A 25,678-nucleotide genomic window follows, 5' to 3' on the forward strand; every position below is an offset into this window, starting at 1 on the left:
CGCGCACGCAAACTATTTTAGCTTCCAAATATTTGAAGTCCAAGGGGTGTGGGAAAAGATGCATGTTCCGGTGCATCCGGTCCGGTTCGTGACGGCGGCCTCGCTGTTCGACGGGCACGACGCGGCGATCAACATCATGCGCCGCATCCTGCAGTCGCAGGGGGCGGAGGTCGTCCATCTCGGCCACGACCGCTCCGTGCGCGAGGTCGTCGACGCCGTCCTGGAGGAGGACGCCCAGGGCGTGGCGATCAGCTCCTACCAGGGCGGGCACGTGGAGTACTTCGAGTACCTCGCGCAGTCGCTCAAGGAGGCCGGGGCGGGGCACGTCCGGGTCTTCGGCGGGGGCGGCGGCGTGATCGTCGCCGAGGAGATCGCGCGGCTGGCCCGCGCCGGGGTGAAGATCTTCTCGCCGGAGGACGGCCAGCGGCTCGGCCTGCCCGGCATGATCAACGAGCTGGTCCGCGAGTGCGACGTCGACCTGGCCGCCGAGCCCGCGCCCGCCGACGCCGTGCTGGCCGGCGACCGCCGCGCGCTCGCGCGCGCCGTCACGGCGTTGCAGGCGGGCAAGCTCCCCGACGGCGACCGGCGCGCGCTGGCCGAGGCCGCCGCCGGGCGGAACGTTCCGGTGCTCGGCATCACCGGCACCGGCGGCTCGGGCAAGTCGTCCCTCACCGACGAGCTGGTCCGCCGCCTGCGCGTCGACCAGCAGGACAAGCTGCGCGTCGCGGTGCTGGCGGTCGACCCCACCCGGCGGCGCGGCGGCGGCGCGCTGCTCGGCGACCGCATCCGGATGAACGCCCTGGACGGCGACCACGTCTTCTTCCGCTCGATGGCCACCCGAGGCGCCCGCGAACTGCCCGAGGGCATCGAGGGCGTCATCGAGGCCTGCAAGGCCGCCGGCTACGACCTGGTGATCCTGGAGACCCCGGGCATCGGGCAGGGCGACGCCGCGATCGTCCCGCTGGTCGACGTCTCGCTGTACGTGATGACGCCCGAGTTCGGCGCCGCGTCCCAGCTGGAGAAGATCGACATGCTGGACTTCGCCGACGTGGTGGCCATCAACAAGTTCGAGCGGCGCGGCGCCGCCGACGCGCTGCGCGACGTGTCGCGCCAGCTCGTCCGCAACCGCGAGGCGTTCGGCGCCAGGCCGGACGACATGCCGGTCTTCGGCACCAGCGCCGCCACGTTCAACGACGACGGCGTCACCGCGCTCTACCAGCACCTCACCCCGATGCTGGCCGAGCGCGGCCTGCACCTGGAGCAGGGCGCGCTCCCCGAGGTCGACACCAAGGTGTCCACGGGCGCGGCGCACATCATCCCGTCCTCGCGCGTCCGGTACCTCTCGGAGATCTCCGAGACCGTGCGCGGCTACCACGCGGCCACGGCGCGCCAGGTGGAGGCCGCCCGCCGCGTGCAGCGCCTGGACGAGGTGCGCGGCGAGCTGTCGGAATCCGCGGCCGCCGAGGTCGGCGGGCTGCTGGAGGCGGCGCGCCGCGACCTGGCCCCCGAGAACGCCGAGCTGCTCTCGGGCTGGCCCGCCGTCGCGGAGTCCTACTCCGGCGACGAGCAGGTCGTCCGCGTCCGCGACCGGGAGCTGCGCACCACGCTGGCCCGCGAGTCGCTGTCGGGCAGCCGCGTCCCGCGCGTGGCGCTGCCGCGCTTCACCGACCACGGCGAGCTGCTGCGTTTCCTGCGCGCCGAGAACCTGCCGGGACGGTTCCCGTTCACCGCCGGGGTGTTCCCCTTCAAGCGCGACAACGAGGACCCGGCCCGCATGTTCGCGGGCGAGGGCGACCCGTTCCGCACCAACCGCCGCTTCAAGCTGCTGTCGGAGGGCCAGCCGGCCACCCGGTTGTCGACGGCGTTCGACTCGGTCACGCTGTACGGGCGCGACCCCGACGAGCGTCCCGACGTCTACGGCAAGGTCGGCACCTCGGGCGTCTCGGTCGCGACGCTCGCGGACATGAAGGCGCTGTACGACGGGTTCGACCTGAGCTCGCCCACCACGTCGGTGTCGATGACGATCAACGGCCCGGCCCCGACGATCCTGGCGTTCTTCCTGAACACGGCGATCGACCAGGGCATGGAGGCGTTCCGCTCCGAGCACGGGCGCGAGCCGTCCGGCGACGAGGCGGCCCGGGTGCGCGCCGGGGTGCTGTCGACGGTGCGCGGCACCGTCCAGGCCGACATCCTCAAGGAGGACCAGGGCCAGAACACCTGCATCTTCTCCACCGAGTTCTCGCTGCGGATGATGGGCGACATCCAGCAGTGGTTCATCGAGCAGGGCGTGCGCAACTTCTACTCGGTGTCGATCTCCGGCTACCACATCGCCGAGGCCGGGGCGAACCCCATCAGCCAGCTGGCGTTCACGCTGGCCAACGGCTTCACCTACGTGGAGTCGTACCTGGCGCGCGGCATGGACGTCGACCACTTCGCGCCCAACCTGTCGTTCTTCTTCTCCAACGGCATGGACCCCGAGTACAGCGTGCTGGGACGGGTCGCCCGGCGCATCTGGGCCGTGGCGATGCGCGACAAGTACGGCGCCAACGAGCGCAGCCAGAAGCTGAAGTACCACGTGCAGACCTCGGGCCGCTCGCTGCACGCGCAGGAGATGAACTTCAACGACATCCGCACCACGTTGCAGGCGCTGATCGCGATCTACGACAACTGCAACAGCCTGCACACCAACGCCTACGACGAGGCCGTCACCACCCCCACGGCGGCGTCGGTGCGCCGCGCGCTGGCGATCCAGCTCATCATCAACCGCGAGTGGGGGCTGGCGATGAACGAGAACCCGCTCCAGGGGTCGTTCATCATCGACGAGCTCACCGACCTGGTCGAGGAGGCCGTGCTCGCCGAGTTCGACCGGATCTCCGAGCGCGGCGGGGTGCTCGGCGCGATGGAGACCGGCTACCAGCGCGGCCGCATCCAGGACGAGTCGATGCTCTACGAGCAGCGCAAGCACGACGGCTCGCTGCCGATCATCGGGGTCAACACCTTTCGCGCGCCCGAGGGCGAGCGGGAGGAGGAGCGGACGATCGAGCTGGCCCGCGCCACCGAGGACGAGAAGCGCTCCCAGCTGGAGCGGGTGCGCGAGTACCAGCAGGCCCACCGCGAGGACGCGCGGGCCGCGCTGGACGCGCTCAAGGAGGCCGCGCGGTCGGGCGAGAACGTGTTCGCCGTCCTGATGGACGCCGCCCGGGTGTGCAGCCTCCAGCAGATCACCGAGGCGTTCTTCGAGGTGGGCGGGCAGTACCGCCGCAACGTGTGAGCGCCCGGCGATGATCCGCGACGACACCGGCGCGCCCGTCCCCGTCCCGGGGCGGGTGCGCCGCGTGGTGTCCCTGGTGCCCTCGCTGACCGAGACGGTGGCCGCGACGGCGCCCGGGCTGCTGGCCGGCGCGACCGACTGGTGCACCCATCCGGCGGGCCTGGACGTGACGCGCGTGCGGGGGACCAAGAATCCCGACGTCGAGCGCGTCGTGGAGCTGGCGCCCGACATCGTGCTCGGCAACACCGAGGAGAACCGCGCCCCCGACGTCGAGGCGCTGCGCGCGGCGGGCGTCGCGGTCTGGATGACCGAGATCAGGACGGTCGCCGAGGCGCTGGCCTCGCTGCGGCGGATGCTCACCGAGGCGTGCCGGGTCCCGGCTCCGGCCTGGCTGGACGAGGCGGACGCCGCCTGGGCGGGCATCGTCCCGGGCCCCCGGCGCAGGGCGATCGTCCCCATATGGCGGCGGCCGTGGATGGTGTGCGGCCGCGACACCTTCACCGGCGACGTTCTGGCCCGGCTCGGCGTGGACAACGTCTACGCCGACCACCCGGAGCGCTATCCCAAGATCCCCGTCGAGGAGCTGGCGGCGGCGGGGGCCGAGCTGGCCGTCCTGCCCGACGAGCCCTACCGCTTCACCGCCGACGACGGCCCCGAGGCGTTCCCCGGGCTGCCCGCCGCGCTGGTCGACGGCCGCTACCTGACCTGGTACGGGCCGTCGCTGGTCGAGGCCCCGGCGGTGCTGGCCGGGCAGCTCGCCGCGGCGCGCACCTACTGATCCGCTCAGCACTCGGGGGTGCAGACCCGCCGCGAGATCGCCCGCCGCTCGCCCAGCGGGCCGAGTTCACCAGCTCGCGCCAGTCCCGCCCCGGCTCCAGGTCGGTGGAGAACACCCACTGGCCGAGCTCGCTGTCGTCCGGCAGCAGCGCGAGCCCGCCCTGCGCGCTGCGGACCGTCGACTGCAGGCGGGTCACGCCGGTCGCGACCTCCTCCTCCATGGAGCCCGAGACGTCGATGACGCTGAGCATCCGGATGCTCAGCGACAGCCGCGCCCACGCCTGCATCGTCCGCCGCACCGTCTCGGGCTTCGGCGCCGGGAGCACCTTGGGCGCGCGGGGGTTCAGCCCGGTCTGCGCGCCGAACCGGCCGGAGGCGCGGCCGTCCGGCGTGCGGAACCCCAGTCGCGCACGTCACGCCCGGTCGCGTCGCCGCCCAGCTCCGCCGCCAGGGCGCGACCCGCCCTGGCCTTCAGTGGATCGTTCCCGACCTGGACGAAGGGGTAGTCGAGCGAGAACGTCCCCTCCGACGGGTAGACCGCGACGGCGGCCTCGGCCGGGCCCTTGGCGTTGTGGCCGAACACCGCCTGCTCGGGCACCAGCGCCACCGGCCTGCGGCCCCGGCCGTCGCGGCGGAACGAGGCGAGCGCGGTGCCGACCGACGGGGAGACGCTCTGGCGCAGCGTCCTGACCACGCCGGTGAACGTCGCGTCGCCGCCGTCCTGGCCCGGCTCGCCCTGGGGGAGCGCGGCGGCCATCGACAGCGCCGCCATGCCGGTCGCCGTCCGGTCGGGATCGGGAACCTGGACCCTGACCAGGCCGGGCCGGATCTCGGTGGAACCGCTCCCGGACGCCGCCTTCAGCAGGTCGAGCCACGACGGGCCGTCCGGCGCTCCGCCCGCCTTCAGACTGGCGGCCAGCGAGCGCGGCATCGCGACCACGACGGGGCTGGCCGCCACCGGCCGTCCCGGGGTCAGGCGGCCCTTCCCCGTGCTCTTGGGCGCGCTCTCGGCCAGCCCGCTCCACATCGACGAGTCGGGGATCCAGACGTCGGGGCGCCGGGTGTCCCCGGCGACGCCGCGCCCGGACAGCAGCGTGGTGACGGCGAGCGGATCGGTGGGGCTGACGACGGCCCGTGCGCACCGTCCCTCGACCTCGCGCCGCGCGTCGTTGAACCGCCCGGCGGCGCGGGTGACCGCCGGGGCGATCTCCGGAGCGGCCGCGACGTGCACCGTGACCGCGCCACCGCCCCCGCAGCCGCCGCCCCCGGCCAGCGCGTACACGACGATCACCAGCCCGGTCGCCGCGGCCAGCGGCCCGAGCAGCAGCCCGCGCCTGGGGACCCCGTAGGGCCCGATCAGCAGCCGGGGGCGCAGATCCGCTGGGAGAGCGCCTTGAGGAAGACCGCCTGGACCTCCTCGGGACGTTCGGCCAGCAGCACGCTCCCGCGCGTCACCTCGGCGATCTTCCGATGGGCCACAGTGTCGACGCCCTTGCCCAGGCCGTACATGAACACCAGGATCGGGCGGTCCGGGTCGACCTCGGCGCGCAGGCGGTGCAGCGTGTGCTCCAGCGACGGCCCGTCCTCGTCGTCGTTCCTCCCGTCGGTCCAGACCACGATCGAGTTGACGAACTCGGGCTTGTAGGAGCGCTTCATCGCCCGGTAGGCCGCCAGGACGGTGTCGTAGAGCCCGGTGTCCCCGTCCTCCTCCACCCGGACCTTCGCCAGTGCCGACAGGGTCAGCTGGCGGCGCGTGGCCGAGCCGATCCGCTCGCCCAGCGGCCCGACGCCCACCGTCTCCCGCCAGTCCTGGCCGCCGCGCAGACGCGTGGCGAACAACCACTGGCCCAGCTCGCTGTCGTCGGGCATGAGCGCCAGGCCGCCCTGCAGGGCCCGGACGGTGGCCTGCATCCGGCTGACGCCCGGCGCGACCTCCTCCTCCATCGACCCCGAGACGTCGACGACGCTGAGCATCCGGATGCCGAGCGAGAGCCGCGCCCACGCCTGCGTCATCCGGCGCACCTCGCCCGGCGCGGGGACGGGCAGGCCGCGCGGCACGCGCGGGTCCACGCCGGTCGAGTCGCCGGACGAGGGAGCGGCCGTGCCGTCGGGCGAGCGGAAGCCGAGGCTGCGCAGGTCACGTCCGGCCGCCCCCGTCACCAGGGCCCGCTCCAGGAGCCGGCTCGCCCGGTCCTTGACGGCGTCCTCCCCGACGAAGGTGAAGGGGTAGTCGAGGGAGAACGTCCCTTCCGCCGGATAGGCCGCCCGGGCGGGCGCGGACGGCCCCCGGGCGTTGTGCGCGTACACCGCCTGCTCCGAGGCGAGCACCACCGGCCCCGGCCCGCTCGCGTCCGCGCGGAAGGTGCCGAAGACCGCCGCCGCCGAGGGCGTGAGGTTCTCGCGCAGCGTCCGCACGACCCCGGTGAACGCGGCGCTCCCGGGTTTGCCCTCCGGGAGGGTGCCGGCCAGCATCAGGGCGAACATCCCGGTCGCGCTGCGGCCGGGGTCGGGCACCCTGACCCGCACGCGTCCGCTCCGCCCGTCCTGCGCGCCCGCGGCGGCGAGGAGGTCCCGCCACGAGGGCTCGGCCGCCGAGGGCCCGGACGCGGTGCGGCTCACCGCCGCGCGCGGCGTCGCCATCACGATCGGGCTGGACGCCAGCGACCGGCGGCCGGAGACGGTCGGCTGCCGCCCGCGCGCGGCCAGGCCGTGCCACAGCGACGAGTCGGGGATCCACACGTCGGGCGGCCGGGTCAGGCCCGCGACGCCCCGGCCGGACAGGAGCGTGGTGACGGCGAGGGGATCGACCGCCCGCACCTCGGCCCGGGCGCACCGGCCATCGGTCGCGTGCCGCGCGTCGTTGAACCGGCCCGCCGCGCGGGTGATCGCGGGCGCGATCTCCGGTGCCGCCGCCACGGTCAGGGACACGGTCTCGCCGCCCGAGCACCGCGCGTCCGGGGCGGCCGCCGTGTACACCATCAGGCTCGTCACGATCACCAGGCCCACCGCCACGGCCAGCGGGCCGAGCAGGGCCGTGCGGGGTGCCCGCCCCGTGGTGCGGGCGTGCGCGCCCGACCGGCGGGATCCCGCGTGCGGGCTTCCCTGGTACTCGGGCGGCCACTCCGGCGCGCCCCTGTCTGCGTCCATGCCGGGCTCCCCTCCCGGGTGACCGGCACTGGAGGCCGTTTCCGGGGTTAGTGACGAGTCCGTGTGATGCTCGTCTCAACCGAAACGGACGACAAGTGCGTTCCTGCCAAACAATGGACGCTTCTTGTGTCTCAGCGCGCAATTTCGGGCGGCGTGCGTCCAGCGTCCCGCGTGTGCGCGCGGGGGAGCGGGAGGGGCGGCGGGGCGGCGATCCGGGCGGGGACGGACGGTGCCGGTGGTGCTATGACGTCGTCCTGGCTCGCGAGTCAAACAGGACCGAAACCCGTTGGCCGAACCCGGTCACGCCTCTCGGGGCGGCCGATTCGCCCCGGTTTCCCGGGCGCCGCGCGGGGCGGCGGAGGGCCTCAGCGTCCCGAGAAGGCGATGGACGACCTGACGGCGGGCCGGGCTCACTTCGCCGCGGAGAAGGGCGCTGCCGGGCTTCTGGGGCGCTCTGGCGGGCCGTGGCGCGACCCGGGAGGGGCTGAGGGCGGCGGGGGTGCGGCGCGAGGCCGGATCGGGCCTGGTCGGGCCCGGGAAATCAGGGAGAGAAAGTTAAAGCGACGCCGGGTGGATACGGGGGCAATCCACCCGGCGCCGCATCATCGGTGTTCCGACGGGGGCCCGGAACACCGGCACGGGCGCCCCGACGGGGGACCAGAGCGCCGGTACAAATCGTACACCGAAACCCCCCGAGGTTAGTCAAGAGAATGTCACGACCCGATTTCTGGTCGCTGTCCGGAAACGCCCTTGTGGTGCGTCTCGCCCGCGTCGGTGTACCGGGCGCGCGCCTGCGGTTCACGCCCTCCGTTGGCGAAGATGACGCTGACGTAGGGCAGGAACAGGGCGCCCACCACCAGAAGGCCCACGGCCCACAGCGGGGCCCCGGCCATGGCCGTCAGCACGGCCCCCAGGAAGCAGAACGTTCGGATGCCCATCGAGATGAGATACCGCCTCTGGCGGTATCCGATGTCCTCTGACATGGGCTTGGGCGCGTCGGTGACCGTGTGGATCTCCACGCCTTTGCGGGGAATGACTCTCACACCACCACGGTAATCCCATGGGTGGCGACAGGCGACAGCAGGAGGGCATCATGACCGACCGCACCTACCGCGTGACCGAGATCGTCGGCACCTCGCCCGAGTCGGTGGAGCAGGCCGTCCGCAACGGGGTGAAGCGCGCCTCGGAGACGCTGCGGCATCTGGACTGGTTCGAGCTGACCGAGGTCCGGGGCCAGATCGTGGACGGTCAGGTGGCGCACTTCCAGGTCGGGATGAAGGTCGGATTCCGGCTAGAGGACTCGTGAACCGCCCCCCGGGGCCCCGATCGCCGGGGCCCCGGGGGCCGGATCAGGACGCCTGCGACACCGTCGACATGTTGAAGTCGCCCACCCGCACCGCAGGCATCGCCGTGCGGGTGAAGTAGTCCGACCACTCGCGCGGCAGCGTCGGGCCGGTCGCGCCGACCTCGGTGACGCGGCCCAGCAGGTCGACCGGGCTCTCGTTGAACCGGAAGTTGTTGACCTGCCCGACGACCTCGCCGTTCTCGACGAGGTAGACGCCGTCGCGGGTCAGCCCCGTCAGCAGCAGGCTCTGCGTGTCGACCTCGCGGATGTACCACAGGCACGTCAGCAGCAGCCCGCGCTCGGTGCGCGCGACCATGTCGTCCAGCGACGCGCCGCCGCCCGGCCCGGTCATCGTCAGGTTGTCGACCGCCGGGGTGAGCGGCAGGCCGGTGCGCCCGGCCGACTGGCGGGTCTGCGCCAGCGAGGTCAGCGTGCCGTCGGAGATCCAGTCGGTCGCCGACAGCGCGAGCCCGTTGTCGAACACCGACGACTCGCGGGACGAGGCGTGCGCGATGACGAACGGCGCGCACTCCATCCCGGCGGCCTTCGGGTCGCTGGACAGCGTGATCGGCAGCCCGGCCAGCTTCTCGCCGACCCGGGTGCCGCCGCCGGGCTTGCTGAACACGGTGCGGCCGTCGTGGGCGTCCTGCGCGCCCGCCGACCAGTACAGGTAGATCATCAGATCGGCCACCGCGCTCGGCGGCAGGATCGTCTCGTAGCGCCCGGCGGGCAGGTCGACGCGCCGCTCGCCCCAGTCCAGGCGCCGGGCCAGCCCGCCGGTGAGGCCGGGGACGTCGACGTCGGCGAAGTCGCGGGTGCCGACGCCCGCCCACGCCGAGCCGCCCTCGCCCTTGGCGTTGACCTCCAGCAGGCCGGTCGGCTGGTCGTGGCGCAGCCGCAGCCCGGCCGAGCTGCCCAGGAACGTGGAGGTCAGCTCGTGGTTGGCGAACCCGTACAGGCGCCGGTCGGCGGCCTCGGCGGCGGCGAAGGCGTCACCGAGCTCGGGCGCGAGACGGGAGAACACCCCGATGCCGGTCTCGGCGGGCGCGTCGTCCCAGCCGGGACCGGCCGCGTCACCGGAGACCAGCGGCGCGGCGTCCTCGGCGTCGTCGTTGCCGGCCGCGTCGGCCTCGGCGGCGCGGACCAGCTCCTCGAGACCGTCGCGGTCGACGGCCGAGCGCGACACGACGCCCGCCGCGACGCCCTTGCCGGTCTCGCGCAGCGCGATCACGGTCAGCCTGCTGGAGCGGGTCACGCCGTTGGTGGTCAGGGTGTTGCCCGCCCAGCGCAGGTTGGCGGTGCTGGACTCGTCGGCGATGACGACGCAGTCGTCGGCGCGCGAGAGCTCCAGCGCCATCTCGACGGCCTCCTGGGGCCTCATGCGGGTCACTGGCCGGCCTCCTTGAGGGCGTTGAGGATGTTGACCCCGCGGAACAGGGCGGACGGGCAGCCGTGGCTGACGGGGGCGACCTGGCCGGGCTGGCCCTTCCCGCAGTTGAACGCGCCGCCCAGCACGTAGGTCTGCGGGCCGCCGACGGCCTCCATCGAGTTCCAGAAGTCGGTCGTGGTGGCCTGGTAGGCCACGTCGCGCAGCTGGCCCGCCAGCCGCCCGTTCTCGATGCGGTAGAACCGCTGCCCGGTGAACTGGAAGTTGTAGCGCTGCATGTCGATCGACCAGCTCTTGTCGCCGACGATGTAGATGCCCCGGTCGACGCCGGAGATCAGCTCGTCGGTGCTCGGGCCGCCGTCCGCGGGCCGCAGCGAGACGTTGGCCATGCGCTGCAGCGGCATGCTGGCCGAGGAGTCGGCGAACGCGCACCCGTTGGAGCGCTCGGCCCCGGTGAGGCGGGCGATGCGCCGGTCGAGCTGGTAGCCGGTGAACAGCCCGCCGGAGATGATGTCGAACGAGCGCGTCTCGACGCCCTCGTCGTCGTAGCCGATGGTGGCCAGGCCGTGCTCGGCGGTGCGGTCGCCGGTCACGTTCATGATCTTCGAGCCGTACTGGAGCTCGCCCAGCTTGTCGGGCGTGGCGAACGAGGTGCCCGCGTAGGCCGCCTCGTAGCCCAGGGCCCGGTCGAGCTCGGTGGCGTGGCCGATCGACTCGTGGATCGTCAGCCACAGGTTGGACGGGTCGATGACGACGTCGTAGTCGCCGGCCTCGACCGAGGGCGCGGCGAGCTTCTCGGCCAGCAGCTCGGGCATGCGGGCCAGCTCGGCGTCCCAGTCCCAGTGGCCGCCGGTCAGCCATTCCCAGCCGCGGCCGACCGGGGGCGCGATGCTGCGCATGGTGTCGAACACGCCGTCGGCGATGCCGACGGAGTTGACCACCGGGTGGACGCGGACGCGCTGCTGGGTGGTGACGGTTCCCGCCAGGTCGGCGTAGAACTTGTTCTCCTTGACCTGGAGGAGCGTGGCGTCGACGTGGTCGACGCGCTCGTCGGCCAGCAGCCGCCTGCTCCAGTCGGTCAGCAGCGCGACCTTCTCGGCGGTCGGGACGGAGAACGGGTCGGTCTCGTAGGCCGAGACCCACGTCCGCTCGCCGTGCACCGGCTCGGGCGACAGCTCGATGGGCTCGCGGTTGACGGCCTTGGCCACGGCGGCGACCTCGACGGCCTGCGCGGCCACCCGAGCCGCGCCCTCGGGCGTCAGGTCGATGCCGGCGGCGAAGCCCCAGGTGCCGTCCTTGACCACGCGCACCGAGAGGCCCAGGTCGTCGGCGTCCAGGGCCGTCTCCAGGGCGGCGTCGTGAAGGCGGAGGGTCTGGCTGCGGATCCGTTCGAGACGGAAGTCGGCGTGCTCGGCGCCCAGGTCGCGGGCCCGGGAGAGGGCGGCGTCGGCGAGCGCCCGCAGCGGCAACGCGGTGAAAGCGGAATCGATTTCATGCACGCTCTGGAACCTACCGTCTCGCGGCGGCCCCGGATCGGAACAAAACCTGGTGAGCGGATCTTGTCGGGAAGGCACATCTCCTTCTCCGCGGCGGCTCGATACGCTCCTGGCATTGTGACCTGGCTAACGAGAGGTGAGAGATGAGTCGCTCTGTCCTGGTGACGGGCGGTAACCGGGGGATCGGCCTGGCCATCGCCCGCGAGCTCGCCGCGGCGGGCGACGCGGTCGCCGTGACCTACCGCTCCGGCGAGCCCCCCGAGGGCCTGTTCGGCGTCCGGTGCGACGTGACCAGCACCGAGGACGTCGACGCCGCCTTCGCCAAGGTCGAGGCCGAGCAGGGGCAGGTCGAGGTGGTGGTGGCCAACGCCGGCATCACCAAGGACACGCTTCTGGCGCTGATGAGCGAGGAGACGTTCACCTCCGTCCTCGACACCAACCTCACCGGCGCCTACCGGGTCGCCAAGCGGTCGGTGAAGGGCATGATGCGCAAGCGCAAGGGCCGCATCATCCTGGTCTCGTCGGTGGTCGGGCTGCTCGGCTCGGCGGGCCAGGCCAACTACGCCGCGTCCAAGTCGGGCATGGTGGGCTTCGCCCGGTCGCTGGCGCGCGAGCTCGGCTCCCGCAACATCACCGTCAACGTCGTCTCTCCCGGGTTCGTCGACACCGACATGACGGCGGCGCTGACCGAGGAGCAGCAGGCGGCCATCACCGGCGCCGTGCCGCTCGGGCGGGTCGCCCGTCCGGGAGAGATCGCCAAGGCCGTCCGGTTCCTGGCGAGCGAGGACGCCGACTACATCACCGGCGCCGTGATCCCCGTCGACGGCGGCCTGGGAATGGGACACTGAACATGGGCATCCTCGAAGGCAAGAAGATCCTGGTCACCGGCGTCCTGACCGACTCCTCGATCGGCTTCCACGTGGCGCGCGTCGCGCAGGAACAGGGCGCCGAGATCGCGCTGACCGCGTTCCCCCGGCCGACGCTGACCGAGCGCACGGCGCGGCGGCTGCCGTCCGGGCCCGACGCCGTCCCGCCGGTGCTGGAGCTGGACGTCACCAACGCCGAGCAGCTGGACGCCCTGGCGGGCAAGCTCCGCGACGTCGGCTTCGACCACCTCGACGGCGTCGTCCACGCGATCGGGTTCGCGCCCCAGACCGCGCTGGGCGGCAACTTCCTGGAGACGCCGTGGGAGGACGTGGCCACGGCCGTGCACGCCTCGACGTTCTCGCTGAAGTCGCTGACGATGGCGTGCCTGCCGCTGATGAACGACGGCGGGTCGGTGGTCGGTCTCGACTTCGACGCGACCAAGGCGTGGCCGGTCTACGACTGGATGGGCGTGGCCAAGGCGGGGCTGGAGTCGTGCTCGCGCTACCTGGCCAAGTACCTGGGGCCGCAGGGCATCCGGGTCAACCTGGTCGCGGCGGGCCCGCTGGGCACGATGGCGGCCAAGAGCATCCCCGGGTTCGGGGGCATGACCGAGATGTGGCCGAAGGCGGCGCCGCTCGGCTGGGACATCAAGGACAGCGACCCGACGGCGCGCGCCGTGGTGGCGCTGCTGTCGGACTGGTTCCCGGCGACCACGGGCGAGATCGTCCACGTGGACGGCGGCCTGCACGCGATCGGCGCTCCCGAATAGCTCGCGCGTGAACGGCGGAGGGGGCGTCCCGGCCGGGACGCCCCCTCCGCCGTCGCGAGGTCAGGGACGCGAGCGGCGCAGGCTGCGGCCCGCGACGCTGAGGTTGAGCGCGCCGACGGCCCCGGCGGCGCCCGCGGCGGCGGCGACCCAGAGCGTGGTCGTCTGGCCGCCGGACGGCTCCGAGGCCGCGACCGGCGACATGATCCGGGTCTGCGGCCGCACGCCCGTCCCGTCGCCCGCCGGCGGCAGGTAGGCGCTCGGGTCGGCGGCGATCTCCGGGGTCGGGAGGACGCCGGGCAGCCGCGGCGCCGCGCCGGTGTCGGGCGTGTAGGGCCGCAAGCCCTCAGGGGCGGTCTGCGGCGCCAACGAGCCGGACGGCACCGAGACGCGCGGGGCCGACCCGCCGCTCTTGCCCGAGGGCACCTTGCCCTTCGCGGGCTTGGCGGGCTTGGCCTCGCCGCCGCCGGTGTTCTTGGCCGGGGGCTTCTTGGCGGGCGGCTTCTGGGTGGCGGGCTTCTTGGGGTTGAGGCTCTCGCGCCAGTTGTCGAACTGGCACTTCCAGTTGTCGATCGTGCTGGCGGGATCGGTGCCCTTCTTGCAGGGCTTCGGCGCGGCCGCCGCCTGGGCGTTCGCCGCGGGCGCGCCGAGGAACACCAGCGCGAGGGCGCCCGCCGAAACGGCGGTCGACGCCGTGCCCAGCCGCATCAGGTGTCGGTTCGAGGGCATGTGTCTCCTCCGCCGGGAAGCCGTTGTTGACGTTCCGTCTGATGGTGCCGCAATCACGCTCACCCGTAAACACACGGCTCGGCGTTTTCTCCCTGATCGAGGGAATCTTTGAGTACCAATGCTCACTGGACGACGAGTTTGGCCAGACGGGTCCTGCGGGGCGGGGCCTCGACGTCGCGCACGGCCCTGGCCAGGGCGGGGCCCGCCGCCTGCACGATCGACAGGTGCCGGCGCGCCAGCCCGAGCGCGGTGCCGACCAGGGGCCGCGAGAGGCCCTCGTCCTCCAGGAGCGCGACCACAGCCGGACGCGGCGTGCCGCGTCCCAGCGCGACCGGCAGCGCCCACCCGTGCCGCAGCCGGGCCGTCTGGACGGGCGCGACGACCGCCGCGCGCCCCGAGAAGTCGATCTCCAGGCCCTCGGCCGTGGCGCCGGTGACGACGCCGGGCTCGCCCACCGCGCCCTGGGGGAGCGGCGAGGTGACCACGACGCGGTCACCGGGGTCGAACCCCCCGAACGCCCCGGGCCCCGGGTTGATCCGCGCCTTGAGCGCGGCGTTGAGCGCCGCCGCGGCCGCGCTGCCCGAGGTGATCACCTGGACGTCCTCGACGGGAATGCCGAGCGCGCGCGGGATCGAGTCGGTGACCAGCTGCACGGCCCGGTGGGCGGCCTCCTCGGCGCCGCCCGCCGGGACGATCACGACCTCCCGGTCCGGCGCCTCGACCGCCACCAGCTCGCCGCCCCGCACGGCCGCGACCAGCGTGGCCAGCGGCCCGCCCGGGCCCCGCGGCTCCAGCTCGATAGCCGGGACGATCTCCGACGACTCCAGGTCGTCCAGGACCCGCCCGGGGCCGCCCGGCGGCAGCGCGCCGGGCTCGCCGCCCAGCACCAGATGCGTCCCGTCCGCGCACGCCTGCACCAGCACGGCGCACATCTCCACGTCGAGCCCGGCGGCGTCCGTCACCACCAGCAGGTCGAGCTCCAGCGGCCGCTCCTCGCCCCGCCCGAAGGCGACCGTGCCCCGTCCCTCGCCCGGTTCCAGCAGGGCGTGCAGCCCGGACGCGCCCGCCAGCGCGGCCGCGGCGCGCTCGGTGGGCGCCGCCACCGCCGCCCGCAGCCCCCGCTCCGACGCCGCCGCGACGATCATCAGCGCCGTCTCCTCGAGATCGGGACCCGTGCCCCTCAGCACGCACACGCCGGTGCGCAGCGCGGCCGTCAGCGCCAGCGAGCGGTCTTCGGGAAGGCCGGACCTCGCCTCCTTGATCGCCACGTCGTCCAGCAGCGGCACCGCCGTCGCGTTGAGGCGCTGGAACCCCTCGGCGGCCGCCTCCTCGGCCAGCGCCCACCGCGCCAGGCCCAGCGTCTCCTCGGGCTCGGGAAGCTCGGCCGCGTCGTCCTCGAACGCCGCCTCGTCGAACTCGGGCTCCTCGGTGAGCGCCAGCACCTCGGCACCGCCCAGCGCCGCCTCGATCGCCCGCGCCGGATCGTCCACCCGCAGCCGCTCCAGCGCCGACACCACCTCGGCCGGCGGCGTCACCGTGTGCCCCTGCCGCGCCTCCTCGGTCAGCAGATGCCCCACCAGGGCGCGGCCCCGGCGCGGATCGTCCGGCCGGGCCTGGTCGCCCAGGACCCGCCTGGCGAAGTGGTCGGCGGCGTGCGGCGCCACCCCGGGCACGGCCAGCAGCAGCCAGGGATCGGCGCGCAGCCGCCCCGCCGCGTCCGGCCCCAGCCGGGCGGCGGCACGGGCCACAAAGGATTCGGGCACCCCGTTCTCAGTGAGCAACGAGGCGAGGGCGGCGGGGTCTTCAGGCGTTTCGGTCACGGATTTCCCGGCATGCGTCGGACGGTGGGGTTCGGTTCACGCGGCCTCAGCCACGCGCGAGTGCGTTAATGAACCGGTGAAGCAGCCGGAGGCGAGCTTCACCGGTGAGATCGCGAAGCGATGCAGCACTCGCAAAATCACGGTCAGGGGCACGAGCCGCCAGGCGAGTGTCCCTGGGCCGGGATTTCATAAGCACAGCCTAGTGAAAGACGCGGGTCAGGCTGGGGTCGGCGACATGTCCGAGACGTCGTCGAGGGCGGCGCGGATCTCGTTCGGGAGGGTCAGGGACTCCGACTCCAGCGCCTGGGACAGTTGCGCCGCCGTGCGGGCGCCCACCACCGGGGCGGTCACGCCGGGACGGTCGCGCACCCAGCTGAGCGCCACGCTGAGCGGCGACACCCCGAGGCCCTCGGCGGCCGTCACCACCGACTCCACGATCCGCGCGCACTCCTCGTCCAGATAGGGCTGGACGAACTCGGAGAAATGCGGGGCGGCGGCCCGCGAACCGGCGGGGATGCCCGTCCGGTACTTGCCGGTCAGCACGCCCCGCCCCAGCGGGGACCACGGCAGCAGCCCCGCGCCTGCGTCGAGCGCCGCCGGGACGACCTCGCGCTCGACGTCGCGGCTCAGCAGGGAGTACTCGGTCTGCACCGACACCACCGGCGCCCGCCCCGGCCAGGCCCGCTGCCAGGCCGCGGCCTTGGCCACCTGCCACCCGGCGTAGTTCGACACCCCGACATAGCGGGCGCGTCCCGACGCGACGGCCTCGTCCAGCGCCGAGAGCGTCTCCTCCAGCGGCGTGGCCGGGTCGTACACGTGCAGCTGCCACAGGTCGACGTGGTCGAGGTCCATCCGGTCCAGGGACGAGTCGAGCGAGCCCAGCAGATGCCGCCGCGAGCCGTCGTAGCGGCCGTCCGGGCGGATCGCCGACTTGGTCGCCACCACGATGTCGTCACGGTCCACCAGCTCGCGCAGCAGCACCCCGAGGATCCGCTCGCTCTCGCCCCCGGCGTAGACGTCGGCGGTGTCCACCAGGGTGCCCCCGGCCTCCACGAAGGCCGCCATCTGCGCCGCGGCCTCGTCCGGCTCGGTGTCCTGCCCCCAGCTCATGGTGCCCAGTCCCAGCCGGGACACCAGAAGCCCGCTCCGCCCGAGGTGACGCTCGTCCATAGGCGGTCACAGTAGCGCTCCCCGGGAAATGAACATCCCGGCGGATGTCCGTCAGATGACCGGAAGATGACCTTTGGATCTCGTCCCGGTGACTCGTCCATGATCAACAGCCCGGGCGGGGCGGGGCCGTCCCCGGCCGTGCCACGACCGCGCGCCGCGGCCGATACGCTTCCCTGCGGGTTCGCGCACCGCCGTTCCCTGCGGTTTCGCGCACCTCCGCCCGATGCGTGAGAGGACTGTTTGTGAACGTCGTGGAAGCGACCGTGCTCGGCATCGTCCAGGGGCTCACCGAGTTCCTGCCGATCTCCAGCTCGGGCCACCTGCTGTTCGTGCCCAAGTTCATGGGCTGGGACGACCCCGGTGCGCCGTTCACCGCAGTGATCCAGCTGGGCACGATGGCCGCGGTCATCATCTACTTCTGGCGCGACCTGGTGAACATCCTCACCACGTGGACCAAGAGCCTGTGGCAGAAGGAGCTGCGCTCCCACCAGGACGCCCGCATGGGCTGGTACATCGGCCTGGGCACGATCCCCATCTCGGTGTGCGGCCTGGCCTTCAAGGACTTCATCGAGGGCCCCTCGCGCGACCTGCGCATCAACGCCACCACGCTGATCCTGATGGGCCTGCTGCTGATGGTCTCCGAATGGGCCGGACGCCGGAAGCTGGAGGTCGGCGACCTGACGCTGAAGCACGGCCTGATCATCGGCGCGTTCCAGTGCCTGTCGCTGATCCCCGGGTCGTCCCGGTCGGGCTCCACCATGACCGGCGCCCTGTTCCTCGGCTACACCCGCGAGGCCGCCGCCCGCTACTCGTTCCTGCTGTCGGTGCCCGCCGTCGTCCTTTCGGGGGCGTTCGAGATGCGTCACGCCTTCGAGGGCGGCATGCAGCTCGTCCCGACGCTCGTGGCGACCGCGGTGTCGTTCGTGGTCGGCTACGCCTGCATCGCCTGGCTGCTGAAGTACCTGGCCCGCCACTCCATGATGATCTTCGTCTACTACCGGGTCGCGCTCGGCGGCATCATCCTGGGCCTGCTCGCGGCCGGGACCATCACGGCCAAGTAGCCCCGTAGCCCCGGGCCGCGCGGGTCAGAGCCAGTGGTTCTTGCGCAGCTTGCGGTAGACGAAGCCCATCGCGGCCGCCATCACCCCGATGACCAGGGGGTAGCCGAACTCCCATTTGAGCTCGGGCATGTGGTCGAAGTTCATCCCGTAGATCCCGGCGATCGCCGTCGGGACGGCGATGATGGCCGCCCATGAGGAGATCTTGCGCATGTCCTCGTTCTGCTGCTTGCCCATCAGGGCCAGATGGGCGGTCAGGACGCTGTTGAGCAGCTCGTTGTGCGCGTCGACCTGGCCGTCCACCCGCAGCAGGTGGTCGAGGACGTCGCGGAAGTACTCGCGGGTGGCGTGGCACTCGGCGACCCGTCCCCGGGCGATCTCCTGCAGGACGGGGATCAGCGGGTCCTCGGCCGTGCGGAACTCCAGCACCTCGCGCTTGAGGAAGTAGATCTCCTCGGTGACGTCGGGGCCGCCCGGGCGGAACACGGCTCGCTCCAGCTCGATGATGTCGACCTCGACCTCGTGCGTCACGACGCCGTAGTGGTCGACGACCTCGTCGCACACCGCGTACAGCACGGCCGTCGCGCCGTGTTCGAGGAGCTCCTTGTCGTTCTCCAGGCGCTTGCGGACCGGGCCCAGCGGGTTGCCCGCGCCGTGGCGGACCGTCACGACGAAGTCGGCGCCGAGGAACACCATGATCTCGCCGACCTCGATGTCGGACGTCGCGTCCTTGTAGTCGAGGGTCTTGAGCACGATGAACAGGGTGTCGTCGTAGCGTTCGAGCTTGGGGCGCTGGTGGGCCGAGACGGCGTCCTCGGCGGCCAGGGGATGCAGGTCGAGCTCCTCGCGGACGAGGTCGAACTCCTCCTCCGTCGGCTCGTGCAGGCCGATCCAGACGAAACAGTCGTCCTTGCGCAGCGACTCGGCCCTGGCCGCGTCGAAGGCGTCACTGATGTCGCCATCGATGGTGCGCCGCACTCCAGCGGAGTAGATGGCCTTGTCGACGATCACAGGGACCCTTCCTTACGCATTTAGGGGAGCTTAGGGGATGACGGGCATTCCCCTCGGTTCTATCTCGTAGAGTGCGGTGCTGTGACGACCCTCCTGCTGGTGCGGCATGGCCTGACCGCGATGACCGGCCCCGTGCTCGCCGGATGGACTCCCGACGTCCACCTCAACGACGGCGGCCGCGCGCAGGTCCGCGACCTCGCCGCCCGCCTGACCGGCGTGCCGCTGGCCGCCGTGGTCTCCAGCCCCCTCGACCGCTGCGTCGAGACCGCCGAGGCCATCACCGGCGACGGGGGCAAGATCGAGCTCGACGACCGGTTCGGCGAGGTCCGCTACGGCGACTGGACGGGACGTCCGCTGAAGGAACTGGCCGAGGAACCGCTGTGGAAGGTCGTCCAGGCCCACCCGAGCGCGGCCCGCTTCCCCGGGGGCGAGGGCCTGGCCGAGGCCCAGGCGCGCGCCGTGGCCGGCGTGCGCGAGTGGAACGCCCGGATCGCCGCCGAGCACGGCGACGACGCGCTCTACCTGGTGTGCAGCCACGGCGACATCATCAAGGCCATCGTGGCCGACGCGCTCGGCCTGCACCTGGACCAGTTCCAGCGCATCAACGCCGCGCCCGCCTCGCTCACCGTGATCAGGTACACCGAGTTGCGCCCGTTCGTCCTGCGCGTCAACGACACCGGCGGCCGCGTGGACGACCTGCTCCCCGGCCCGGCGCGGGGAGACGGTGACGCGCCCGTGGGCGGCGGCGCGTAGGGTCTTTGTCATGCCGGTCATCTCCTATGAACTGCCCGACAGGTTCGTCGCCGGCGCCGTCGGGCAGCCTGGCGAGCGCGCCTTCTACCTCCAGGCGCGCTCCGGCAGGCGCGTCACCAGCGTCGCCCTGGAGAAGTTCCAGGTCACGCTGCTGGCCGAGCGTCTGGAGGAACTGCTGGACGAGGTGCGGCGACGCGGCGGCGACGACGCCCCGGTCCCCGCCGCCACCCCGTCGGAGCTGCTCGACGACGAGCCGCTCGACCAGCCGGTCGAGGAGGAGTTCAGGGTCGGCACGATGGCGCTGGCCTGGGACCCCGAGGGCGAGCAGGTCGTCATCGAGGCCCAGGAGGCCACCGAGGGCGAGAGCGCCGAACCCGAGGTCGGCGACGACGACCCGGCCATCGCGGTGCTGCGCGTGCGCATCACCGCGGCCCAGGCCAGGGCGTTCGCCGAGCGGGCGCTCAAGGTCGTGGCCGCGGGCCGCCCGCCCTGCCCGCTGTGCGGGAACCCGCTCGACACCGCCGGGCACGTCTGCCCCCGCCAGAACGGGTACCTCGGCTGAGATGGCGCTGTGCTGGATCATGTCCGACGCGGCCGAGAGAATGGGCGCATGACGCAGTCCTCCGGTGACACCGTCTCGCCGCGCGACGTCGAGACCGCCGAGCGGCTGCTGCTGCGGGGGCGGCTCCAGGTCGAGGGACGGCTCGTCCAGGCGTCCAACGCCACGCTCTACTGCGCCGTCGACTGGGACGGCCTCCGCGCCGCCTGCGTCTACAAGCCGGTCGCGGGCGAGCGCCCCCTGTGGGACTTCCCCGACGGCACGCTCGCCGAGCGCGAGGTCGCCGCCTACGAGGTGTCGCGCACGATGGGCTGGGGCCTCGTCCCGCCGACGGTGCACCGCGACGGCCCCTACGGCCCCGGCATGGTGCAGCTGTGGGTCGAGCCCGACCCCGACATCGACCTGGTCGCGCTGTCCCGCTCCGACGACGAGACCCTCCGCCGCATGGCGGTCTTCGACGCCGTCGTCAACAACGCCGACCGCAAGATCGGCCACCTGCTGCCCCCGGGCGACGGCCACATCTACGGCTGCGACCACGGTGTCTGCTTCTCCTCCGACTACAAGCTCCGCACGGTCCTGTGGCAGTGGCGCGGCAAGAGACTCACCGACGAGGCCCTGGAGGCCCTGTCCACGGTCGAGAAGGCCCTGCACGAAGGCCCCCTCCACGACCGCCTCTCGTCCCTGCTGACCTCCGAAGAGGTCCACGCCACCTGCCGCCGCGTGGAGCTGATGCTCAAGCACCGCATCCACCCCTACCCCCCCGAAGACTGGCCGGCCATCCCCTGGCCCCCTCTCTGACCACCCCGCAGCCCGGCAGCGCCGTGACCTGCACGGGGCGCCGCCGCACGACCTCGGCGGCCGCGCGTCTCGCCGGAGGCCCGGTTTCCTGGGGGTTGTAGGCGTACCCCGGGTGTCGAGGATTCGCGGCGTGGTGCTCCAATTGGGGCCATGTGTACGGCGATCGTCAGCATCGACCCTTCGTCCCCCGTACCGGTGCTGATCGTGGGCGTCCGGGACGAATTCATCGACCGCGCGTGGGTGGGGCCGGGACGGCACTGGCCCGATCGGCCGGGCGTCATCGGCGGGCGCGACCTGCGAGCGGGTGGGACGTGGCTCGCCGTCGAGCCCGCCGCCCGGCGGGTGGCGACCGTCCTGAACGGGCACGGCCCCCTGGCGCCCGAGGCCGGACGGATCTCGCGCGGGGAACTGCCGCTGCGGCTGGCCGCCGACGGGAAGCTCGGCGAGCTCGAACCGGAGCGCTTCGACCCGTTCCATCTGATCGGGGCCGAACCCGGCGCCGTGCGGCTGTGGAGCTGGAACGGGGCCGAGCTGACCGAGCGCGAGCTCGGCCCGGGGCTGCACCTGGTGGTCAACAGCGGCCTGGAGGGCGAGGGGCCGGTGCACGTCGCGGAGGCGGCCTCCTACATCGACGCCCGTCTCGCGCACTTCCGCCCGCGGCTGGAGGCGGCGCCGCGGCCCGTGCCGCTGGACGGCGACACCGCGCACGCCTGGGGCGCGTGGCTGCCCCTGGTCGACGGGGACGGCCTGGAACGCTCCGACAAGCGGGCGCTGATCCCGCTGATCGGCTTCGAGGACGGCAAGGTGTGGGGCACCACGTCCCTCACCCTGGCGGCCCTCTCGGCCGACGGCGTCCGCTACGACTTCTCCACCACGCCCGGCGACCCCACCGCCTGGACCCGCGTCCCCGCCTGAGAGCGCAGAGCGGAAGGCCCTGATCGCTGATGTCCGCGATGGCCGGGTCCGCTGATACCCCGCTCCATGCGATCCGGGAGGCGGGGTTGGTCGGTTCGGCTTCGTGATCTCACTCTGAGTGCTAATTTGACTACCCGTCGCGATCAGGCGCGGCGGTCACGGGGCGGACGGGGGAGAGCGGATGGCTGTCGGCGGGCCGGGGAGGACGGCGGGGGCCGTGCTCGCGGCGGCCGTGCTGGGGGTGACCGGATGCGAGGGCGCGCGCGGCGGCGACGAGACGCTGCGGGTGCTCGGCTCGGCCGATGTCGACCACCTCGACACCGCCAGCGGCTACACCACCTGGGGCACCCTGCTCACCCGGCAGTTCGCGCGGACGCTGTTCGGCTTCCGGGGCTCCCGGGACTTCCAGGAGTCGATCACGGTCAGGCCGGACGTCGCGGCCGAGCTTCCCGACGTCCGCAACGGGGGACTCAGCGGCGACCGCAGGACGTACACGATCCGGCTGCGTCCGGGCGTGCGGTGGGACAGCGCCCCGCCGCGCGAGGTCGTGGCCGGTGACTTCGTGCGGGGCATCAAACGGGTCTGCAACCCCGCGAGCCCCTCGGGCGGCAAGGCCTACTACACCGAGACCATCGAGGGGATGGAGGCGTTCTGCGCCGGGTTCGCCAAGGTCGACCCCGCCAGCGCCGCCGCCATCGCGCGCTACGCGAACTCCACCCCGGTCGCGGGCCTCCGGGCGCGGGACGACCGGACGCTGGTGGTCCGGCTCAGACGGCCCGCGGCCGACTTCCCCAACATCCTGGCCATGTCGTTCGCCTCCGCGGCACCCGCCGAGTACGACCGGTACGTCCCCGACAGCCCCCGGTTCCGCGCGCACACGGTCTCCAGCGGCCCCTACAAGATCGTGTCCTACACGCCCAACAAGCAGTACACGCTGGGACGCAACCCGGCCTGGCGCCAGGAGACCGACCCCCTGCGCGCGCAGAACGTCGACACCATCCAGATCACGCTCGGCCAGGACTCGCCCGACGTCGTCCAGCAGCGGCTCGAACAGGGCTCGGCCGACCTGGCGTGGGACCAGCCCGTCCCCACGGCCAAGATCCCGGGGCTGCGGTCCCGCCCGGGGTTCCGGATCCAGGACGGCGCCGGAAGCACCCCCTACCTGGTCTTCAACACCCTCAGCCCCAACAACGGCGGCGCGCTGGGCAAGCGGGCCGTCCGGCAGGCGATCCAGTACGCGATCGACAAGACGGCGCTGACGCGCATCTACGGCGGAGCGGGCGTCGCCCGCCCGCTCAACCAGATCATCCCTCCGGGCAGCGTGGGGCACCGGCCGATCAACCTGTACCCGACGCCGGGCGACTCCGGCGACCCCGCGCGATGCAGGCGGCTGCTCGCGGACGCCGGGCATCCCGGCGGGCTGACGCTGAAATTCCCCTACCGGGTGAGCAGCAACCACCCCCGGGTGGCGCAGTCGGTGCAGGCCAACCTCAAGGCGTGCGGCATCACCGCCGAGCTGACCGCCGACTCCGGCGGGACGTTCTACAGCCGCACGCTGGTGACGCCGTCCGAGGCCAAGGCCGGGAAGTGGGACGTGGCCGCCCCCGGGTGGCAGCCCGACTGGTACGGCAACAACGGCCGCAGCACCATCGTCGCGCTGTTCGACGGGCGGCACTACGGGCCCAACTCCACCAACTACGGCGGCTACGACAACGACGAGGTCAACCGGCTGATCGACCGGGCGCTCGGGGCCGGCGACACCGCCGGGGCCGCCGGGCACTGGGCCGAGGCCGACCGGCTCATCATGCGCGACGCGGCCGTGGTGCCGTTCATGCACCAGCGCTACCCGATCTTCCACTCGGCCCGCGTCGGCAACGCGCTGTTCGTGCCGCAGGCCCAGGCCTACGACCTCAACCAGATCCGGCTGTCATGACCGCGCTGGTCGCCGACGCCGTCCGGGAGGCCGGGCGCGAGCGCGCGGCGCCGCGTCCGGCCTGGCGGCGGCTGCGCCGCGACCGGTCCGCGCTGCTGGCGATCGCGCTGCTGGCGGGCGTGGCGGCGTTCGCGCTGCTGGCGCCGGTGTGGGCGTCCTGGACGGGCCACCCCTACGACGCGACGTTCCCCCGGACCGGCCTGGACGAGGTCGGCAGGCCCGCCGGGCCGGGCCGCGAGTTCTGGCTGGGCGCCGACCAGCTCGGCCGCGACGTGCTGGTCCGGGCGGCCTACGGCGCGCGGATCTCGCTGCTGGTCGGGATCGCCTCGGCGGCGCTCGCGGCGGCGCTGGGCGTCGTGGTCGGCGTGGCCGCGGGGTTCCTGGGCGGCGCGGCCGACTCCGTGCTGGCCCGGGCCATGGACGTGGTGCTCGCGCTGCCGTCGCTGCTGGTCGCGATCCTGCTGGCCACCGCGGTCGGCGGCGGCGTCGCGCTGACCGTGGGCGTCATCGCGTTCTTCTCGTTCGCCGCGTGCGGACGCGTGATCCGGGGCCAGGTCCTGTCGCTGCGCGAGATGGAGTTCGTCGAGGCCGCCCGGGCCCTCGGCGCGGGCCGGACGCAGATCATGGCGCGGGAGATCCTGCCGAACCTGGTCGCCCCGATCACCGTGCTGACCTCGCTGCTCGTCCCCGGCGCGATCATGTTCGAGGCCACGCTGTCGTTCCTGGGCGCGGGGGTCAGGCCGCCGATGCCCAGCTGGGGGAGCATGCTCGGCGAGGGCGCCGGCGCGCTGGAGGGCGCCTGGTGGCTGCTGGCCGTCCCGGCGTCGCTGCTGGCCTCCACCACGCTGGCGTTCACGCTGCTGGGCGACGCGGTCCGCGACGCGCTCGACCCGCGGACGGGACGGCGGTGACGCGGTGGCGCGGCTGATCGTCGGGCGGCTGCTGTACGCGGCCGTGGTGCTGTGGCTGGTCTCCACGCTGGTGTTCCTGTGCCTGCATCTGGCGCCCGCGCCGGTCGAGCGGGTGATCGGCGGGCCCCGGGCCACCGCCGAGACCCTGGAGCTGATCCGCCGCAACCTCGGCCTGGACCGGCCCCTGGCCGTCCAGTACGGCGACTTCCTGCGGCGGTCGCTGACCGGCGACCTGGGGGAGTCCTATGTCAACGGCGTCCCCGTCCACCGGCTGATCGCCGACCGGCTGCCCACCACGGCGTGGCTGGTCCTGGGCGCGGGCGTGCTGTGGTTCGCCGGGGGGGTTCTGACGGGCGTGGCGAGCGCGGTGCGCGCCCGCCGGGCCGCCGACCGGGCCATGACGGCGTTCGTCCTGGTCGCGCTGTCCACGCCGCCGTTCGTGATGGCGCTGGTGCTGCTCTACCTGTTCTCCACCCGGCTCGGCGATCTGGGCGTGACCTACTTCGAGGCGGGCCCGCCGCTCCAGGAGCACTTCCTCCAGCGCATGGCCCTGCCCTGGGTCGCGCTGGCCCTGCTCATGCTCGCCACCTACACCCGGCTCACCCGGGGGGCGATGCTGGACGTCCTGGGTGAGGACTACATCCGCACGGCCCGGGCCAAGGGCCTGCCCGAGCGCCGCGTGGTCTACCGGCACGGCCTCCGCGCGGCGCTGACGCCCGTGGTGACGCAGTTCGGGGTGGACGCGGGCGCACTGATGGGCTCGACGATCGTCACCGAGAAGGTCTTCGGGCTCCAGGGCGTCGGCCAGCTGGTCTACCAGTCGGTCACGCTGGGCGACACCCCGGTGATCATCGGGGTGACGCTGATGGTGACGCTGGTCGTCGTGCTGGCGAGCCTGCTGGTCGACCTCGGCTACGCCGCCCTTGACCCCCGCGTCCGGCTGGCCTGATCTCGGCGCGAGGGCA

General features: G+C 73.1%; 22 protein-coding genes. 13 read left to right on the forward strand and 9 right to left on the reverse strand.

Annotated features, from left to right (window positions below):
* The first annotated feature begins 58 nt into the window (after positions 1-58).
* Positions 59-3,271 (forward strand): fused isobutyryl-CoA mutase/GTPase IcmF, encoded by a 3,213-nt coding sequence (gene icmF, locus ACQPY4_RS19595; RefSeq protein ID WP_433338376.1) that lies wholly within the window; start codon positions 59-61, stop codon positions 3,269-3,271.
* Positions 3,272-3,281: 10 nt separating this feature from the next.
* On the forward strand, positions 3,282-4,049 hold the full coding sequence (locus ACQPY4_RS19600; RefSeq protein WP_433338378.1) for a helical backbone metal receptor: 768 nt from the start codon (positions 3,282-3,284) through the stop codon (positions 4,047-4,049).
* 342 nt (positions 4,050-4,391) lie between these two features.
* Here ACQPY4_RS19600 and ACQPY4_RS19605 read toward each other — a convergent pair whose 3' ends face one another.
* The 3 genes from ACQPY4_RS19605 to ACQPY4_RS19615 all read right to left on the reverse strand — a co-directional run bounded on the left by ACQPY4_RS19605 (position 4,392) and on the right by ACQPY4_RS19615 (position 8,238).
* Positions 4,392-5,339, reverse strand: a complete 948-nt coding sequence (locus ACQPY4_RS19605) for a substrate-binding domain-containing protein (RefSeq protein WP_433338380.1) — start codon at positions 5,337-5,339, stop codon at positions 4,392-4,394.
* Between the two features lie 65 nt (positions 5,340-5,404).
* Positions 5,405-7,195: a substrate-binding domain-containing protein gene (locus ACQPY4_RS19610; RefSeq protein ID WP_433338382.1), complete on the reverse strand. Its 1,791-nt coding sequence runs from the start codon at positions 7,193-7,195 to the stop codon at positions 5,405-5,407.
* Positions 7,196-7,908: 713 nt separating this feature from the next.
* Positions 7,909-8,238: a DUF3099 domain-containing protein gene (locus tag ACQPY4_RS19615; protein ID WP_433338384.1), complete on the reverse strand. Its 330-nt coding sequence runs from the start codon at positions 8,236-8,238 to the stop codon at positions 7,909-7,911.
* 50 nt (positions 8,239-8,288) lie between these two features.
* On the opposite strand from ACQPY4_RS19615, the gene ACQPY4_RS19620 reads away from it, so the two are divergent.
* Entirely contained in the window at positions 8,289-8,501 is a 213-nt protein-coding gene (locus ACQPY4_RS19620) for a dodecin (RefSeq protein ID WP_433338386.1), read from the forward strand.
* A 43-nt stretch (positions 8,502-8,544) separates the two neighbouring features.
* On the opposite strand, the gene ACQPY4_RS19625 is transcribed toward ACQPY4_RS19620, so the two are convergent.
* Together ACQPY4_RS19625 and ACQPY4_RS19630 are read right to left on the reverse strand one after the other, a co-directional pair.
* On the reverse strand, positions 8,545-9,921 hold the full coding sequence (locus tag ACQPY4_RS19625) for a metallopeptidase TldD-related protein (protein ID WP_433338964.1): 1,377 nt from the start codon (positions 9,919-9,921) through the stop codon (positions 8,545-8,547).
* Positions 9,922-9,926: 5 nt separating this feature from the next.
* A complete protein-coding gene (locus ACQPY4_RS19630; RefSeq protein ID WP_433338388.1) occupies positions 9,927-11,426 on the reverse strand; it encodes a TldD/PmbA family protein in 1,500 nt (499 codons plus the stop codon).
* A 140-nt stretch (positions 11,427-11,566) separates the two neighbouring features.
* Here ACQPY4_RS19630 and ACQPY4_RS19635 point away from each other — a divergent pair, with 140 nt between their 5' ends.
* Both ACQPY4_RS19635 and fabI read left to right on the forward strand, forming a co-directional pair.
* Positions 11,567-12,271 carry a beta-ketoacyl-ACP reductase gene (locus ACQPY4_RS19635; RefSeq protein ID WP_433338390.1) on the forward strand — a complete coding sequence of 235 codons (705 nt, stop codon included), beginning with the start codon at positions 11,567-11,569 and terminating at the stop codon, positions 12,269-12,271.
* 2 nt (positions 12,272-12,273) lie between these two features.
* Entirely contained in the window at positions 12,274-13,059 is a 786-nt protein-coding gene (gene fabI / locus ACQPY4_RS19640) for an enoyl-ACP reductase FabI (protein ID WP_433338392.1), read from the forward strand.
* Between the two features lie 60 nt (positions 13,060-13,119).
* Here fabI and ACQPY4_RS19645 read toward each other — a convergent pair whose 3' ends face one another.
* The 3 genes from ACQPY4_RS19645 to ACQPY4_RS19655 all read right to left on the reverse strand — a co-directional run bounded on the left by ACQPY4_RS19645 (position 13,120) and on the right by ACQPY4_RS19655 (position 16,775).
* Positions 13,120-13,785 carry a hypothetical protein gene (locus ACQPY4_RS19645; protein WP_433338394.1) on the reverse strand — a complete coding sequence of 222 codons (666 nt, stop codon included), beginning with the start codon at positions 13,783-13,785 and terminating at the stop codon, positions 13,120-13,122.
* Between the two features lie 122 nt (positions 13,786-13,907).
* Complete coding sequence (locus ACQPY4_RS19650) at positions 13,908-15,605, reverse strand: helix-hairpin-helix domain-containing protein (protein WP_433338396.1); 1,698 nt, start codon at positions 15,603-15,605, stop codon at positions 13,908-13,910.
* A 216-nt stretch (positions 15,606-15,821) separates the two neighbouring features.
* Positions 15,822-16,775, reverse strand: a complete 954-nt coding sequence (locus tag ACQPY4_RS19655; RefSeq protein WP_433338398.1) for an aldo/keto reductase — start codon at positions 16,773-16,775, stop codon at positions 15,822-15,824.
* 242 nt (positions 16,776-17,017) lie between these two features.
* Between ACQPY4_RS19655 and ACQPY4_RS19660 the strand changes: the two genes are divergently transcribed.
* Positions 17,018-17,836, forward strand: a complete 819-nt coding sequence (locus ACQPY4_RS19660) for an undecaprenyl-diphosphate phosphatase (protein WP_433338400.1) — start codon at positions 17,018-17,020, stop codon at positions 17,834-17,836.
* 24 nt (positions 17,837-17,860) lie between these two features.
* Here the strand turns inward: ACQPY4_RS19660 and corA are convergent, their stop codons facing one another.
* On the reverse strand, positions 17,861-18,844 hold the full coding sequence (corA, locus tag ACQPY4_RS19665) for a magnesium/cobalt transporter CorA (RefSeq protein ID WP_433338402.1): 984 nt from the start codon (positions 18,842-18,844) through the stop codon (positions 17,861-17,863).
* 81 nt (positions 18,845-18,925) lie between these two features.
* On the opposite strand from corA, the gene ACQPY4_RS19670 reads away from it, so the two are divergent.
* From ACQPY4_RS19670 to ACQPY4_RS19700, 7 genes are all read left to right on the forward strand, one after another.
* Positions 18,926-19,597, forward strand: a complete 672-nt coding sequence (locus ACQPY4_RS19670; protein ID WP_433338404.1) for a histidine phosphatase family protein — start codon at positions 18,926-18,928, stop codon at positions 19,595-19,597.
* Positions 19,598-19,607: 10 nt separating this feature from the next.
* A complete protein-coding gene (locus ACQPY4_RS19675) occupies positions 19,608-20,159 on the forward strand; it encodes a DUF3090 domain-containing protein (protein WP_433338406.1) in 552 nt (183 codons plus the stop codon).
* Positions 20,160-20,207: 48 nt separating this feature from the next.
* Positions 20,208-20,954: an SCO1664 family protein gene (locus tag ACQPY4_RS19680; RefSeq protein ID WP_433338408.1), complete on the forward strand. Its 747-nt coding sequence runs from the start codon at positions 20,208-20,210 to the stop codon at positions 20,952-20,954.
* A 150-nt stretch (positions 20,955-21,104) separates the two neighbouring features.
* The gene (locus tag ACQPY4_RS19685) at positions 21,105-21,869 is read left to right on the forward strand and encodes an NRDE family protein (RefSeq protein ID WP_433338410.1); all 765 of its coding nucleotides are present in this window, start codon (positions 21,105-21,107) and stop codon (positions 21,867-21,869) included.
* Positions 21,870-22,050: 181 nt separating this feature from the next.
* The gene (locus tag ACQPY4_RS19690; protein WP_433338412.1) at positions 22,051-23,802 is read left to right on the forward strand and encodes an ABC transporter substrate-binding protein; all 1,752 of its coding nucleotides are present in this window, start codon (positions 22,051-22,053) and stop codon (positions 23,800-23,802) included.
* A complete protein-coding gene (locus ACQPY4_RS19695) occupies positions 23,799-24,713 on the forward strand; it encodes an ABC transporter permease (protein ID WP_433338414.1) in 915 nt (304 codons plus the stop codon). The genes ACQPY4_RS19690 and ACQPY4_RS19695 overlap by 4 nt, the downstream gene beginning before the upstream one ends.
* 4 nt (positions 24,714-24,717) lie before the next feature.
* The gene (locus ACQPY4_RS19700) at positions 24,718-25,662 is read left to right on the forward strand and encodes an ABC transporter permease (RefSeq protein WP_433338416.1); all 945 of its coding nucleotides are present in this window, start codon (positions 24,718-24,720) and stop codon (positions 25,660-25,662) included.
* Positions 25,663-25,678 lie beyond the last annotated feature (16 nt).

This window comes from Spirillospora sp. CA-294931 (assembly GCF_050946795.1).
Lineage (GTDB): Bacteria > Actinomycetota > Actinomycetes > Streptosporangiales > Streptosporangiaceae > Spirillospora.